This is a genomic window from Streptomyces sp. CB01580 (assembly GCF_001905795.1).
Classification (GTDB): domain Bacteria; phylum Actinomycetota; class Actinomycetes; order Streptomycetales; family Streptomycetaceae; genus Streptomyces.
In genome coordinates this window covers 448391-463191 of sequence record NZ_LIXJ01000002.1, presented here as the reverse complement: position 1 = coordinate 463191, position 14801 = coordinate 448391, and the positions used below count along the sequence as shown (strand labels likewise).

Here is a 14801-nt window from a genome sequence, read left to right as displayed (position 1 = left end):
AAGGGGCCGTCGGAAAAGGACCCCAGCCAGGGGCACCTCGTCGGCGGCCTACTTCACCCGCCGAAGGACTCGTTGGAGGCGATGGCGACGCTGTTCTTCTCCTCGCGCTCGGTCAGCACTTGGAAAAGGAGTTCGGCGCCGCGGCGGTCGAGTTCCATGTAGCCGAGTTCGTCGATGCAGAGGAGGTCGACGCGGCCGTATCGGGCGATGGTCTTGTTGAGCTGCTTCTCGTCGGCGGCCTCGACCAGCTCGTTGACCAGCTTCGTGGCGAGCGTGTAGCGGACGCGGTAGCCCTTCATAGCGGCCTCGGTGCCCAGGGCGATGAGCATGTGGGACTTGCCGGTGCCGGAATCCCCGATCAGGCAGAGCGGTTGGCTTTTCTTGATCCATTCACAGCTGGCCAGGGTGTGGATGGTGGCCGCGTCGATGTTGGGGTTGGCGTCGAAGTCGAAGGCCCGCAGCGACTTCTCCCGTGGGAAGCCGGCTGCCTTGATCCGCCGTTCCGAGCGGCGTCGGGAGCGGTCGTCGCACTCGGTCATCAGCAGCTCGGCAAGGAAGCCGCGGTAGGTCATCTGGTCCTTCATCGCCCGGTCGGCGATGTCGGAGAACTCGTTGCGGATCGAGGGAAGCCGCAGGAGGCGGCAGGCGGAGTCGATCGCGGCGTCGGCGGCCTGTTCGGTCAATCCTCGCTGGCGGGGCAGAGTCACTGGGCTTCTCCCTCACGGTGGTCGCTGCCGCTGGTGCGGCGGCGTCGGAGCAGTTGGTCGTAGGCGGCCACCGACGGCATCGGTCTGGTGTCCGGTGGCAGGTGCGTGAGCCGCCACTCGTGCAGTGACGTAACGGATGCCGACGACTGCCCGGGAGGGGCCGGGTTGGCTGTGCCGACGGTCGGTTCGTCCTCGGTCTGGGCGGCCTTGCGGGCCTCCAGGGCGACCGCGTCGGCGGTCAGGGCGCCTGCCCGCAGTGCGGTGGCCAGGCCCGCGACCACGTGCTCGTGGGCGAGGTGCCGGTTCAGCAGCAGGACCTCGATCAGTGCCCGGGTGCCGTCCCGCTCGCCGTGGACTTTGCGGGCCTGGGCCCACCAGGCGTCGTGGACCGGGGTGAATTTGCCCGCGGACCGGGCCTGTTCCAGGGCCGTGGCACCGGGGAAGGCGCCGGGCTTGCGGATGAGGGCTTCGAGGTAGTGGTCCAGGTCCAGGCGGCAGCTGCCTTTCGCGATCAGCCTCTCGTGCCGGGCCGCTTCGACGTTCTTGTCGTAAACCACCAGGTGAGAGGCGTGCAGGATGACGTGCACTCGCTTGCCGATCAGGCGGGTCGGGACCGAGTAGCGGTTGGTGCGGACGGTGATCTGGCTGTAGCGGTCGACCCGTGGCGTGAACAGTCGGCCCGTCTCGAACGGCTCCTGAGGCAGTGGCATCAGCAGCGGCTGTTCGACGGCGAAGTACTCGTCGACGGTTCGTGGCCGTGAGCCGATCCTGCGGTGCCCGTCGTGCAGGTCCCACTGGTCGACCATCTCGTTCAGCTCCGCGAGGGAGTCGACTTCCGGGACTGGCGTGAAGTGGTTGCGGCGGAAGTAGCCGATCATCCCTTCGACGCCGCCCTTCTCGTGGGCGCCTTCGATGCCTGGGCGGCAGTAGAAGCTCTCGATGTTGAAGTGCGAGCGGAAGGCGATCCATCGGTCGGTCTCCACCCGGGCTCGGTTCAGCCCCAGGACCTGGGCGACGGCCGATTTCAGGTTGTCGTAGCGGATCTTGCTTCGCGGAACACCGCCCAGCGTGCGGAGCGCGTGCACGTGTCCTTCGAAAAAGGCTTCCTGGCCGCAGGAGGCGAAGACCCGGTGGACGGCTTTGCCCGAGTAGGACAGGCGGAGCGAGAACAGGTAGCAGGTCACCAGCTCGCCGGCCAAGCGCACGGTCACGTCGCCGAAGTCGACCTCGGCCTCGTGACCGGGCAGGTGGGTCTGCGGCACGAACGCTTCCAACGGGGCCTTGCCCGAGGCCGTGAGGATCTCCGGCTTCCGGTCGGAGACGTAGCGCCGGACCATCTGGTAGGACACATCGGCGCTGTGCTCCTCGATGAGCCGGTGGAAGATCCGCGTGATCGTATGGCGCTGCTTGCGCGGTGCGTCGAGGTCCGTCCGCAGCATCTCGTCGATCACCGGCTTGTACGGATCCAGCGCGGTCGGCCGCGGCGGTAGCTTCTTCCGCGGCTCCGGCCAGACCGAGTCCACAGCCTTCTTGACGGTCCGCCACGACACGTTGTACTTGCGCTCAAGCTCACGCATCTTCATGCCGGAACGGTGATCACGCCGGATCGCCGCATACAGCTCGACCTTCGACATCTGCGGCATGACCAGGACCTTTCACCAGGAGCACCTCGATGCTGCCCTGGCAAGTACCCCGGTGCTGTCGAAACTCGTGAACATCACCCGACCGTGGATCTGGGTGCCTCCCAAACCCATTAACAACTGGCGGCACTACTCGTGAATAAAGCCACTCCGCTCCTACCCGGTGATGGCTGGGACCGCTCTGCTGCCGGGTACCAGATACTGCCAGCCCGGCCCGGGGCCGCCCTTCCCCCGTGGGGCGGCGCCCGGGCCGATCCCGTCCTACAGCCCGGCGGCCGGGTCGTCGGCGGCCACGGTCCGCAGCGGGCGGTGGCCCTTGTCGTCGAGCTGGGCGATTTCGCGCTCGTAGTCGACGGTGATGGACCCGTAGTAGTTCACCGCCGAGCTGCGGGCCGGGGAGATGTGCGCCAGGACCTCGGCGTCCACGTCGCGGCCGGCCTCGCGCAGCTGGTCGACGGCCAGGCCCAAGTACTCGGTGTGCCAGCAGATGACCGCGTTCGTGACGACGGTCAGGCACCACGCCTCCTCGTTCTGTTGCTCGGGCTGACGCCGGGTGATCTTGCCCTCGCGGGCGTAGTGGCGCTGGCGGCGCAGGGAGTGGATGGACTCGCCCTTGTTCAGCTGCCGGGCGATCTTGCGCCTGTAGGACTCGTCCGACAGGTACTTCGCGGCGTAGATGGTGCGCCGGATGGCCCCGTACTCCTTCAGCGCTGCCGCGAGCGCGTTCTGCCGGGAGGACGCGGAGAGTTTGCCGACGATCAGGGAGGCGGTGGCGTGCCCGTACTTCAGCGATCCCGCCAGCCGCAGCAGGTCGTCCCAGTGCGCGGCCACCAAGTCGAGGTTGGCCTTCTTCGTCAGCAGCGGCCCCGCTGTCGGGAACCGCTCCTCGTAGTCGGCCTTGGTGCCCATCCGGTACAGGGTGATCTTGCCCAGGTCGCGGATGCGGGGCGAGAGCTGCTTGCCGACGAGGTCGAACAGGCCGAAGTTGACCAGGGTGACGCCGTGCGTGTCCGTGGCGTGCTCGGTGATCGGCAGGTCGGTGGCGTTGCCCAGGATCTCGTCCAGCACGTAGTGCGCCTCACGGTGGGTGGCAACGATGACCTTGGTGCCGAAGGTGGAGTGCTGGTCGGAGACGTGGGTGTAGGTGGAGATGCCCTCGGAGACGAAGTACTTGTTCAGGTGCCGGGCGGTGATCGACTTGCCCCTCGTGGGAAAGCGCTGCCCGTCCGAGGAAGACAGGGTGCCCGAGCCGAACGTGGCCGTCATCGGCAACTGGTGGTGGTAGTTGACCAGGCAGATGTTCGCCTCGCGCAGCGTCTCCTCGCGTATGTACCACTCCGCCGTCCACGACAGCACGTCGTACGGGATACCGCACGAGGAGGCCATCCCGTGCAGCCCGAGGTTCGTGGACAGCCCGATCAGGCAGGCGATCAGGTTCCGCTTCAGCTGCGGTGAGCGGGCCTGCTTGCCGCCGGCGTGGGTGAAGCAGTCCAGGAAACCGGTGTGCCGGTCCATCTCCACCAGCAGCGAGGCGATCGGCACGTTCGGCAGCATCCGCTCCAGCTCGCCGTGCAGCTCCTCTGCCTCGGTGGGGATGTCCTCCGCCGTCAGCGGGGAGACGACCAGCTCACCGTCGTCGTTCAACCGCACGGGACCGTCGCCGCGCCCCAGCGTGTCCTCCAGGTCGGCAAGGGCCTCGTCCAGCTCTTCCACTACCAGCGGCAGGGCCTCCGAGGCGTCGGGGCTCTTGCCGACCAGACGGCAGAACTCGACGCGGTGCTCGCCCCACTGGGCAGGGGTGAACAGGTACGCGGCCGGATTGTCGTAGCGGCGCGAGCCCGGCACGAACACGTCCCCCGAGCGCAGGCCGTCGCGCAAGCTCAGCAGCGTGCACAGCTCCCAGTAGTGCCGGTACGCGGTCGCGTCCCCCTTCGCCGCGGCCTCGTCCAGGTAGCCCTGCCACCGGGCCGGCACGAACACCGTCGGCGCCCCAGTGGGCACATTGCGGGCACCGCTGGCGTTCAGCTCCCGCAGAATCTCCAGCGCCTCGATCAGCGGCTGCGCGTCGGTGCCGCCGGCGAACCGCACCGCCTGAAGCACCTTCGGCGCAAACTGCCGGATGTAGGTGTAGGAGCCCTCCAGCAGCCGAAGATGCCCGTGATCCTTCGGCAGCCGCACCGCAGCCCCGGCGTGCGCGGCACGCAGCCGGTCCATGCCAATCTTCTCGCGCAGCAGCGTGCCGACGTCCTCGTCCGGGATGCCCGCGTCCACCAGCACGGGCAGGATCTCGTCCAGCAGGGTGAGCCGCTCCTCCGACAGCTTCGCCCGCTCGGCGAGCGCGTCACGCAGCTTGATCCTCGCGCGGGACTCCGACCCGGACAGGGTCTGGTCGAACAGCTGCACCACCGAGTCCAGCACATCGACCGAGGACTGCGCGAGCAACGTGAGCAGGATCGGATGACGGCGGTTCGGCTCACGCCGCACCAGCGCCTGCGCGGTCAGACGGCGCCCGATCTGGGCCAGGTGGCGCCGCCGCTCGGCGGGCAGCACCGACAGGTCCAGCGTGTCCGCACCCAGACCGCGCAGGAACTTCAGCTTCTCAACCTCGCCGTCCACACTGTTCGGCGACGCCTTCACCGGCCCCATCACCAGCCAGTGCAGCCGCGAGGACTTCAGCTTCGGCTCGACCACCAGCAGCCCATCCAGCCCCTGCACCCGCTCAGCATCAAGCAGGTGGGCCACACGCGCGTAAGTCTCCCGCTCCGCGGCCGTACGGGCGGTGGCGACCCTCTCCAGCAGCGAGACCACACCCGGCCGGATCACCTTCGCCGACCGCAGGTACTCACACCCCAGCCTGAACAACAGCGACGGAGAGTCGTGCTCCATCGCACGGGCCAGCAGGAACTCGTCCAGCTCCTTCAGCTCCAGCGCCTTCGCCGGCTTCCACCCCAGAAACTCGGCGACCTGGCGCAGATGGTCCGTGCGGGTCTGCTCCCGCTCCCCGTACCCGGCAAGGTCCGCCACCGCGAGTCCGAGCTGGCGGGCCAGACGGCCCACCGCCGCCGGCGGGGCGGAGGGGACGGCGTCGGGAACGAAGCCCAGCCAGGGCAGGGCGGACAGCTGCACCGCGGCGCCGAGCACGTTCTGGGCCCGGCGGAACTTGTCGAGGAACGCCTGATCGGCCGGGGTGAGGGTGAAGTAGCGGATCAGCTCGTCCTTGCCGATCGCCGGAAAGGACCGTAAGCCCTCCAACTCCTCATCCGAGAACACCCGCGTGGCCATCGGCCCTCCCACCCGCAATCGTGATCAGCACAGACAGGCACAAGCCATACCCGGCTGCACCGCGCGGGCAGGCGGGAATCCCCGAAACTCCGCGGACGCGGAGAGTGCTGAGCTAACCTGCGGCACCCGCCTACACAGGGCAGCCCGGATCACGCAGGTTCGCCATGGTCGGGTCGGAGATGATCCGCTTGGCGTTGCGCACCGCGCCGAGCACCGCCAGCCTGGCAGCTCGTCGGGCCACTCCTCGGGCCGGACCAGGTGGTGCTGCCCGGCGGTGAGCACGGACATCACCTTCGAAGCGACCTCGCCCAAGAACTGCTGGATCTGCTCGTCGGGCAGTTCAGCAGCAGCTCGTCAGCACTCAACATGCCCGTGACGCTGCCGAGCCACCCACGGCCACCGCGCCGTTTCCTCAAGATCACCCAGATCAGGGGCCCCGGCGCCGCCTAGCGTTGTTTTTTCCGCGAAAACTACTGGGACCCCTCACGGAACAGGTCGAATGCCCGCCGCACGGCCGCACCCCGGGGCCCACCGGGCTCGCCGCGATGCTGGACGCCACTCGGCTGTCGCTGCGCGATCTCGCGTACCTGATGATGGCCGTGAGTGACAACGCCGCGGCGGATCTGCTCCTGGCACGAGTCGGCCTCGACGCCGTCAACCGCACGACGGCCCGCCTCGGCCTGGACGCGACGCGGGCCGTGCACTCCTTCGGTGCCATGCTCGCCGGCGTCAAGGAGGACGCGGGACCCGCCGGTGTCCATGCGCTGGCCGACCCGCACGTCGTCGTGCGGCTGCGGGCCCTCGACCCGGCCCGGACCAACCACAGCACCCCGCGGGACATGTCGCGATTGCTGCGTGCCGTCTGGCGCGACGAGGCGTGTCCGCCCGAACATGGCGCCGCCATCAGGCGGGTGATGGGTCTTCAGGTGTGGCCGCATCGCCTGGCCTCCGGATTCCCGTTCGACGACGTGCACGTCGCGGGGAAGACCGGATCGCTGCCCACGCTGCGCAACGAGGTGGGCGTCGTCGAGTACCCGGACGGCGGCCGTTACGCCGTCGCCGTCTTCACCCGAACCGCCCACACCGCGGCCACGCTCCCCGTGGCCGACGCCGTCATCGGCACGGCAGCTCGCATCGCCGTGGATGCGCTGCGCAACCGATAGGGCGTACGTGCGCGTGCCGGGCGGGGCGGAAGGCAATCGGGGCGCGCCGCATCAACTCCCGCCCGGTGCCGCACCGTTCCCCGCGCGAGTGCGGTCGGCCTCGTCCGCAAGACCCGAACCGGCCTAGTTGTCACCCCGATTGTGAACGCGGTTCGGACAGCCGGTACCTTCTCGATCAACGTCGGGAGGGCACCGCGTCGCCATCGGGCGGCGCGGGGATTCGGCGTCGCCTCGGTGCGGTGATGAGGCACGGCTCATGGACCGTCGAAGCCCGCCCCGGACATCCCGGCAGGAGCGACGCGACCCGTTCGGTCGCGGCGAACACCTGGGCGAAGAACGGAAGATGTGACCAGCGGCTCGATGAGGCGCTCGGCGCGTTGACCGCCTTCTCGAACGCGTTGCCGGTGATGATGGCCGTACCGACGTGAATTCCGATGCCTCCAGTGCGCGACCGACAAGTCCCCTGGGTGGGATCGGTCGATATGAGTGGACATGCGTATCCGGCGGGTATGCGCTCACGACAGGAGACAGGGATGACCACCGAGGGCTTCACCACGTGTCTGTGGTTCGACGGGCAGGCCGAGGAGGCGGCGGAGTACTACCTCTCGGTGTTCAGGAACTCCCGTCGCGGCAGGACCGTGCGGTACACGGAAGCCGGGCCCGGGCCCGCGGGGTCGGTCATGACCGTCGAGTTCGAGATCAACGGCCAGAGGTTCATCGGGGTGAACGGCGGACCGGAGTTCACGTTCAACGAGGCCGTCTCGTTCCAGATCGGCTGTGCGGACCAGGGCGAGGTGGACTACTACTGGGGCCGGCTCACCGACGGGGGCGAAGAGGGGCCCTGTGGCTGGCTGAAAGACCGCTACGGCGTCTCCTGGCAGGTCACCCCCGACCTGCTGACCGATCTGCTGGCCGATCAGGACGCCGCGCGGGCCGCGCGGACCACCGCGGCGATGATGACCATGAAGAAGCTGGACATCGCCGCGCTGCGGAAGGCGCACGACGCGGGCTGAGGCGCGGCGGGGGAACGGGCCCGACGACGAAGTCGACGAGGGCGCGTCGATCCGCGGAACGGGGACCCGGACCCGGACCCGTCGGCCATGGGCGGTTCGCGCCCTCCGCGTCGTCGACGCATCGGCTGGACGCGCCTCGGCTCGCCGGGCCCGGGGCAGCACCGGATGTCGTGCGCGTACGGCGGCGGGTCCCGGGGCCCCACGGCGCTTCCGCACGCATCGCCTCGTGGCCCTCCCCGTTCCGGCTCCCGCGCGTCCCGGTCAGTCCGGCAGCGACAAGTGCCGGTAGCTGTCCGGATGTTGCCTGAGGTAGGTCGCCAGGTCCATCGCCGGGTGGCCGGTGAGGGTCGGCACGGCGTCCGAGACCACGGCCATCTCGCCTGCCGCGATGGCCTCGTACGACGTCACCCAGCCGGTCACCTCCCAGTCCTCGGCGCCGTACCGCGCCCGCGAGGCGTACGCCTCCTCGCGGGTCTCCGGGACATAGGTGATGGTCCGGCCGGTGGCCCGGCCGAGCTGTTCGGCGGCCTCGGCGAGGGTGAACGCCTCGGGGCCGGTGAGGTCGTAGGTGGCCCCGTCGTGGCGGGTTGCGTCGCTCTCGGTGTCGGCGAGGAGGACGGCGGTCGCGGCGTCCGCGATGTCCTCGTGCGCCACCGCCGCCAGCCGGCCGTCGCCGCCCGGACCACGCAGGACGCCGTCGGGGCCGGTCATCGCGGGGAGCGCGGCGAGGTACAGGCTGTCGCGCAGGAAGGTGTGGCGGACGTCGGCGACCCGGATGTGCGCCTCGGTGTGCCAGTGGTCCCGGGCGAACGTGAACGTGGCGTCCGGCGAGGCGCCGAGGAAGGAGACGTACACGATCCGTTCGACGCCGACGGCCACTGCCGCGTCCACGGCCGTCATGTGCTCGCGGACCCGGTCGGGGCTCTCGTGCGCGGAGACGAGGAAGAGGGTGTGTGTCCCGGCGAGGGCGAGTCGCATGGCCTCGCCGTCCCCGTAGGAGGCGGGCGGCGCGGCCACGGCTCCGGGCAGTTCGGGCAGCCGGGACAGGTCGCGGCTGAGGAGCCGTACGGGGACTCCGGCGTGCGCGAGGCGCCTTGCGACGCGTCCGCCGACGGCACCGCTCGCGCCTGTGACGGCGATGACGGGCGCGGTGTGGCCAGAGGCACCCGGAGCAGGGGGACTCGGAGCAGTGGGGCCGGTGCGGTCCGAGGGGTTCACGCGCACTCGCCTCCCCCGCGCGGCCAGGGGCGCACCTCCACGACGGCGTCCACCGGGACCGGTCCGTAGATGTGCGGGAAGTCCTCGCCGCCGGGCACGGCGGGTTCGTACCGTACGGGGACCGGCAGCCGGTCCGGGTCGATGACGAGGACCACCAGGTCCTGGTCACTGGCCCCGGCCCGGCTCCCGGCGCCGTACAACATCTCGGCCACTCCGTCGAGCTGGTGCGGCAGCGAGCAGTGGATGAAGCCCTCTTCGTGCAGGGTGCGACCGCGGGTGGACATCTCGTACGTCCCGATCCCGCGGGCCGCCTCCCACAGGGGGCCTTCGGTGAGGTGCAGCAGCAGTTCGGCCATGGGCCAACGCTAAGGGCTGCCCCGTGATCCGTGGTGGATCAGCGCGCGGCGTCAAAGGGGGCGCATCGTGGAGGCCGCCCTCAGCCGCGCCGACGCGTCCTCCGTGCCATCAGCGTGGCCGTCGATCCGGCGGCGAGCAGAAGTGCGCCGGCGCCGCCGAGCATCCACGCCCCCTTGCCCAGGCCTGTGCTCGCGAGCCAGCCCCCGGAGCCGGAGCCCCCCGGCGCGGGTTCCCCGGACCCACCGGACCCACCGGGTTCACCGGGCGTGTGCGGGCCGCTCCGAGTGGTGGTGGGCACCGGTTCGGGGCTCGTCGAGGTCTGCCCGGGGGTCGGGGTGAGGGTTTCCGAGGGGGTGGGCGCGGGTGTGGAAGTGGGCGTGTCGGTGGGGGTCGGAGTCGGAGTCGGGGTGGGGGTGGGCTCTTCACCGCAGGTGGGCAGGTCCCCCTCGAAGGGATAGGCGTGCAGTTCCTGGCCGCCCGACTCCCCCTCCGATGTGTGGGTCAGCGAACCGGCGGTGTAGAAGCGGCCGTTGGTACCGCTCATCGCGAGCGTCGTCACGCTCGACGGGTTGCCGACCAGCACACTGCCCTGGAACTGCGCGGCGCCCTTCAGCCCGATGCTAGTCGCGTCCGGGAAGTTCCACAGCAGGCGTTCGCGGAGTCCCGCCTGGGGCAGCGAGCCCATGAAGGTGCTGATCTCGCGGCTGCCGCCGTAGACGTTGACGAGTACGGTCGCGCCGTCCGGGATCTCCTCGAACCTGATGTCCTGCTGGCCGCCCTGGGTGTTCGTCATATCGGCGTCCACGGCGAAGACCTGGATCGCCGAGGTGCCGTCACCCGTGAACAGCGTCTCGTGGCCCGCGTTCTTCACGGTGCCCGTGGCGGGGCGCCGGTGGTCCTTGCCGTCGTCGTACGCGTAGCACTGGCCGGCCCGGGTCAGCCGGTCGCGCAGGGCGGTGTACGGCGCCGTGGCGTCGGGGTCCTGGACGGCGGTCGGGATCACCGTTCCGTCGAGGTTCCGCGCGTACTTCACCACCCCGTGGCTCGTGCCCTCCTCGGCGAGCAGTCGTTCGCCGCTCGCCACGGTCAGGTCCCCGCCCACGGTGAGGTAAACGGAGCCGTCGGGCGGCGGAACTCGGGAGCCGACGCCCGCGACGCCGACGTTGTAGATCTGCGAGGCGCCCGGACGTTTGTCCATGTCGAAGTCGCCGAGCGTGACGACCTTCCCCTCGGCCTCTGCGGCGGCCTCCCGGACCAGGAAGTTCCCGCCGACGAAGATGTTGATGTTGCTGTCGTGGTGGGTGACCGTGCCGTTGTTCGGGTCGTTCCAGGACGTCGGGCAGTCGCTCCCGAGGCAGGGGCCGAGACCGCCGGGCAGCGGGGCGGCCGTGGCGGTGGACGCCACCAAGCCGACCATCGACGCGGCCGCCGCCACGGCCACCACCGCCCGCGCGCCTCTGCCTCTGCCTCTGCCGCGATGTCCGTCGCCACCACTTCTTCCGCCGTCACCGCGTACGCGCATAGATGTCGCCATACGGAGCAATATGCATCTTTTCTCTACAAACAACCACTTTGCTCAACCTGATGTGATCCAAAACATTCAGAACCCCTCTGAATACGGGCAAATAGAGGCAGACGCGAGCTGAGTCCGCACACGTCCGCGGGGGCACGACGGACACACGCGAGCCGCGGAAGGCATGGCGAGCGTGCACCCGAGTGGCGGCGAGCCCCTGTACGAGTGACCGTCGGCACGACCGTGGATGACGGTCCGTGAGGCCGCCACGGCCACCGACGGCACGCCCGCGAGTGACGGATGCGGGCTCACACCCGGGCCGGGCAGCCGTCGTTCACGGTGAGGCGACGAGGGGGCTGCGGTTGCGCAGCAGCCACTGGTGGTACCCGGCCGCCCGGTGGGCCGCCTCGCGGTAGGCCGCTTCCAGTTCCGCGTACACCGTCCCCATGTCGGCGCCCGGCCGGGACACCAGCAGCAGCCGTACGGCGAGGGGATCGTCGCGCAGGGGGCGGATGGCCATGTCGTCGCGCGGTCCGGACGTGGGCTGGCACGGGGCGACCGCCTCGCCGAGCACGACCAGGGACGCGGCGGTGAGGTAGTCGCCGTGCAGGACGGTCGGCGCGAGCCCCGCCTCGTCGAGCACCCGGCGCAGCCCGTCCCACTCGCCGTCCACCGTCGGGTCGACCATCCAGCGGTCCGCGGCCAGGTCCCCGAGGTCGACGACCGGCCGAGCGGCGGCGGGATGGTCCCGGGCCATGCAGACGAATTGCGGTTCTCGGTCCAGGAGCACGCGTTGCGTGAGCCCCTCGGGGACGGTCAGCGGGCAGCCCTCGACCTCGTGTACGAACGCGACGTCGAGCCCGCCGGCCTCGACCGTGCGCAGCAGGGCGCCGGCCGACACGTCGACCCGCAGCGAGATGTCCGTGTCCGGCAGCCGGAGCCGCAGCCTGCGCAGCCAGCCGCCGACGACCCGGCTCGCGGTGCTGCCGATACGCAGTCGGGGGCCGGACGCCCGTACCGCGTCGGCCTCCGCCTTCGCGTCGCTGACCAGGGCGGTCATGCCGTCGACCAGGGGGCGGGCCCGGATGAGGACCGCGCGGCCGAGCAACGTCGGGCGGCAGCCGGTCCGTTCACGGCAGAACAGTTCGGCGCCGAGGGTCTTCTCGATCCGCCGCAGCTGCGTGGTCAGGGAGGGCTGGCTCACGCCCAGCCTGCGGGCGGCTTGGTGCAGGCTGCCCGCGTCCGCTATGGCGCACAGCGCCCTGAGGTGTCTCACCTCCAGCTCCATGCCGTCGAGCGTAGGACGGCGGGCAGCCGTCGCACCAGATGCCCGAACCGCTTCAAAGTCCGTGAATTCACCGGGAGTTGGCCATACGGCCGGGGCCGGTACGGAATCCGGTGATAGGGCGGGGCTATCGCCGGTTGACATCATCCGCCGGGGCTTCCGCTCCCCGACACTCTCTCCGTACCGCTCCCGTCCGATTCCGTTCATCGGACGGTCCCTCACATTCGGTAACCGGTAGGAGACCCCCCATGAGACACCCCAGGACCGTCATGTCGGCCGTCGTCGGCCTCGGCTTCGGGCTCGCCGCCGCGCTGGGCACCGCCCCCGCCATCGCCTCCTCCCCCGCTCCCGCCCCGGCCGCACCGGCGGCCCAGGCCGGCTACACGGCGCAGGCCGGTTCGCACGAGGACGCCGCGGCCAACAAGGCGTTCTTCGAGGCGGTCGTCAAGTCCGTCGCCGAGAAGCGGGCCGCCAACCCGGGCGCCCAGGCGGTCACGGTCGTCTACAACGCGTCGAGCGCGCCGAGCTTCCGCTCCCAGATAGCCAGCAGCGCGCAGATATGGAACAGCTCGGTGTCCAACGTGCGGCTCCAGGAGGGTTCGAACCCCGACTTCAGGTACTACGAGGGCAATGACCCGCGCGGTTCCTACGCCAGCACCGACGGACACGGGAACGGCTACATCTTCCTCGACTACGCGCAGAACCAGCAGTACAACTCGACCCGCGTGACCGCGCACGAGACCGGTCACGTGCTCGGGCTCCCGGACCGCTACTCCGGTCCGTGCAGCGAGCTGATGTCCGGTGGCGGGCCCGGCCCGTCCTGCACCAACGCGTACCCCAACGCGACCGAGCGCAGCCAGGTCAACTCCCTGTGGCAGTTCGGCTTCGCGGCCGCCCTGGCACGTCAGTCCTCCTGAAGGCCGCCCGGACCGGGCCGGACGTCCGGCCCGGCTGACCGGTGACGAGCGGGGCCACTCCGCAGGACGGGGTGGCCCCGCTCCCGCCGTCGGCCGGACGGCGACACGGCACGGCCGCGGAGAACCCCCGCGCGGTACGGAGACCGGCCGGACACGGACGGACGCCGCTCGGCCCGGCGGTACGGTCGCCGAAGAGCCGGGCGTACGCGGGCCCGGCACGGACGGCCGCCCTACGGCTGGTTGAGCGCACCACGGACCAGCGCCAGCAGTTCGTCCTCCGTCAGACCCAACTCGCGTGCGTCGGACACCACTTCGCGTACGCGCTCCAGCAGCCGGGCACGGTGCGGGGAGGCACCGCCGGTGACGACCGCGCCGCGCCCCCGGCGCAGTTCGATCAGCCCTTCCTCGCGAAGCTGCTGATAACCACGCAGCACGGTATGGACGTTGACCCCGAGGGACTCGGCGAGGACCCGGGCGGCGGGCAGTCGCTCGCCCGAGGTCACCGTGCCGTCGGCGACCGCCCGGCGGACGGAGGCGGCGATCTGGTCGCCGAGTGGCACGGTGGACGTGGGATCGACCCTGAAGAGCATGGTCAGCGTTCCGCCCGTCGCTGGTCGATCAGAGTGTTGAGCAGCGCGGCGGCGGTCGCCGAGTCGTCGACGGTCACCGCGAACTCCCGGCCCCCGGCCAGAGTCGCCACGACGCCCTCGCCCGAGCGGACCATGAGCCCACTGCGCGCGGGCCGGATCCGATAGCCCCATCCACCGTACTCCGCGAGGGGGTTGATGTCCCGGCCGACGGCGGACTCGATCCGGTCGAGCGGCACCCTCAGCCGCGGCCAGGGCAGCATGCCCGAGATCGTGATGCCGCGCCGGTCGACCACGACGTACGGCCGGGCGAAGACGACCAGCAGCACGCCGAGGACCAGCGGCGGAATCGCGGCCGGCCAGCCCGAGGTGAGCAACAGCACGACCCCGCCGGCCACGAGCGCGAACGCGAGCAGCGGCGTCCACCAGCTCCCCGCGCTGCGGGCCCATCCGGCGACCTCTCCGTCGGCGAGCGTGAGCCGCGGACCGTCCTGCGCCCGCACCGCCTCGGGGGGCTCCGGCGCGGGCAGGAGCGTCGCCGCCGCCAGCCCCAGCCCACCGGAGACCGCGGCGACCGCCAGGGCGGCCGCCAGTTGCCACATCGGGAACGACACGCCCTGCGCCTCCCCCTGTGCGTTCGCACCGGCGTCCACGTTGGCCAGCAACGTGGCGGCCATCAGCCAGCCCAGGAACCCGGCGAAGGCATATCCGGCGGCGACCATCAGGTGGTGGGCCCGCCCGTAGAACTTCCCCCGCACGAACGTCAGGGTCCACAGCACACCCGTCGTCACGAACAGCACGGAGCCGCCCACGACGTGCCACTCCCGTCCCATGTACCGGTCCGCCCGGCCGTCGGGGCGGAAGTGACCGGCGATCTGCTCGGGAATCCGGTCGCAGAGGACGACGAAGAGCGCCAGCTCGCCCACGAGCGCCAGCAGGAACGGCAATGCGACGACGACCGCGCCGCCCAGGTTCTTACGCTTCATGAAAACCTCCCTTGTTCGCATGATATTAGAACAATGGAGTGGCGGGGAGGAAGCCCGAGGGGTGGAGGAACGTCTCGACCGGGCCTCGCCGCGGAGCCCGTGCCGTCGGTCGTGGCCGGCGCACTCGGCCGGA

At 70.5% G+C, this 14801-nt stretch carries 10 protein-coding genes and 3 pseudogenes; 4 read left to right on the top strand and 9 right to left on the bottom strand.

All coding sequences use genetic code 11. The annotated features are described in order from the left end of the window. Positions 1–56: 56 nt before the first annotated feature. The 3 genes and pseudogenes from istB to AMK22_RS04530 form a co-directional block, all read right to left on the bottom strand. Positions 57–707, bottom strand: a pseudogene (istB, locus tag AMK22_RS04540) (IS21-like element helper ATPase IstB); the annotation flags it as partial. Then, positions 704–2341, bottom strand: a pseudogene (gene istA / locus AMK22_RS04535) (IS21 family transposase). The pseudogenes istB and istA, both read right to left, overlap by 4 nt. A gap of 267 nt (positions 2342–2608) precedes the next feature. Further along, the gene (locus tag AMK22_RS04530) at positions 2609–5629 is read right to left on the bottom strand and encodes a Tn3 family transposase (protein WP_073781892.1); all 3021 of its coding nucleotides are present in this window, start codon (positions 5627–5629) and stop codon (positions 2609–2611) included. A gap of 482 nt (positions 5630–6111) precedes the next feature. Here AMK22_RS04530 and AMK22_RS04520 point away from each other — a divergent pair. The 3 genes and pseudogenes from AMK22_RS04520 to AMK22_RS04510 all read left to right on the top strand — a co-directional run. Continuing rightward, positions 6112–6792 (top strand): annotated as a pseudogene (locus tag AMK22_RS04520) (serine hydrolase); the annotation flags it as partial. Positions 6793–7034: 242 nt separating this feature from the next. Continuing rightward, complete coding sequence (locus AMK22_RS04515; protein ID WP_073781890.1) at positions 7035–7220, top strand: hypothetical protein; 186 nt, start codon at positions 7035–7037, stop codon at positions 7218–7220. Between the two features lie 105 nt (positions 7221–7325). Then, a complete protein-coding gene (locus AMK22_RS04510) occupies positions 7326–7805 on the top strand; it encodes a VOC family protein (RefSeq protein ID WP_073781889.1) in 480 nt (159 codons plus the stop codon). 261 nt (positions 7806–8066) lie between these two features. Here the strand turns inward: AMK22_RS04510 and AMK22_RS04505 are convergent, their stop codons facing one another. From AMK22_RS04505 to AMK22_RS04490, 4 genes are all read right to left on the bottom strand, one after another. Then, positions 8067–8945 (bottom strand): NAD(P)H-binding protein, encoded by an 879-nt coding sequence (locus AMK22_RS04505; RefSeq protein ID WP_073782008.1) that lies wholly within the window; start codon positions 8943–8945, stop codon positions 8067–8069. A 74-nt stretch (positions 8946–9019) separates the two neighbouring features. Beyond that, positions 9020–9379: a DUF952 domain-containing protein gene (locus tag AMK22_RS04500; protein ID WP_073781888.1), complete on the bottom strand. Its 360-nt coding sequence runs from the start codon at positions 9377–9379 to the stop codon at positions 9020–9022. Positions 9380–9459: 80 nt separating this feature from the next. Next, positions 9460–10824, bottom strand: a complete 1365-nt coding sequence (locus AMK22_RS04495; RefSeq protein WP_338014130.1) for a choice-of-anchor A family protein — start codon at positions 10822–10824, stop codon at positions 9460–9462. 403 nt (positions 10825–11227) lie between these two features. Beyond that, positions 11228–12181 (bottom strand): LysR family transcriptional regulator, encoded by a 954-nt coding sequence (locus tag AMK22_RS04490; protein ID WP_199883116.1) that lies wholly within the window; start codon positions 12179–12181, stop codon positions 11228–11230. A 245-nt stretch (positions 12182–12426) separates the two neighbouring features. Here AMK22_RS04490 and snpA point away from each other — a divergent pair, with 245 nt between their 5' ends. Then, positions 12427–13095, top strand: a complete 669-nt coding sequence (gene snpA / locus AMK22_RS04485) for a snapalysin (protein WP_242433827.1) — start codon at positions 12427–12429, stop codon at positions 13093–13095. A 230-nt stretch (positions 13096–13325) separates the two neighbouring features. Here the strand turns inward: snpA and AMK22_RS04480 are convergent, their stop codons facing one another. Together AMK22_RS04480 and AMK22_RS04475 are read right to left on the bottom strand one after the other, a co-directional pair. Then, entirely contained in the window at positions 13326–13685 is a 360-nt protein-coding gene (locus tag AMK22_RS04480; RefSeq protein ID WP_073781886.1) for a GntR family transcriptional regulator, read from the bottom strand. A gap of 2 nt (positions 13686–13687) precedes the next feature. After that, positions 13688–14668: a DUF1648 domain-containing protein gene (locus AMK22_RS04475; RefSeq protein ID WP_073781885.1), complete on the bottom strand. Its 981-nt coding sequence runs from the start codon at positions 14666–14668 to the stop codon at positions 13688–13690. Positions 14669–14801: the final 133 nt, after the last annotated feature.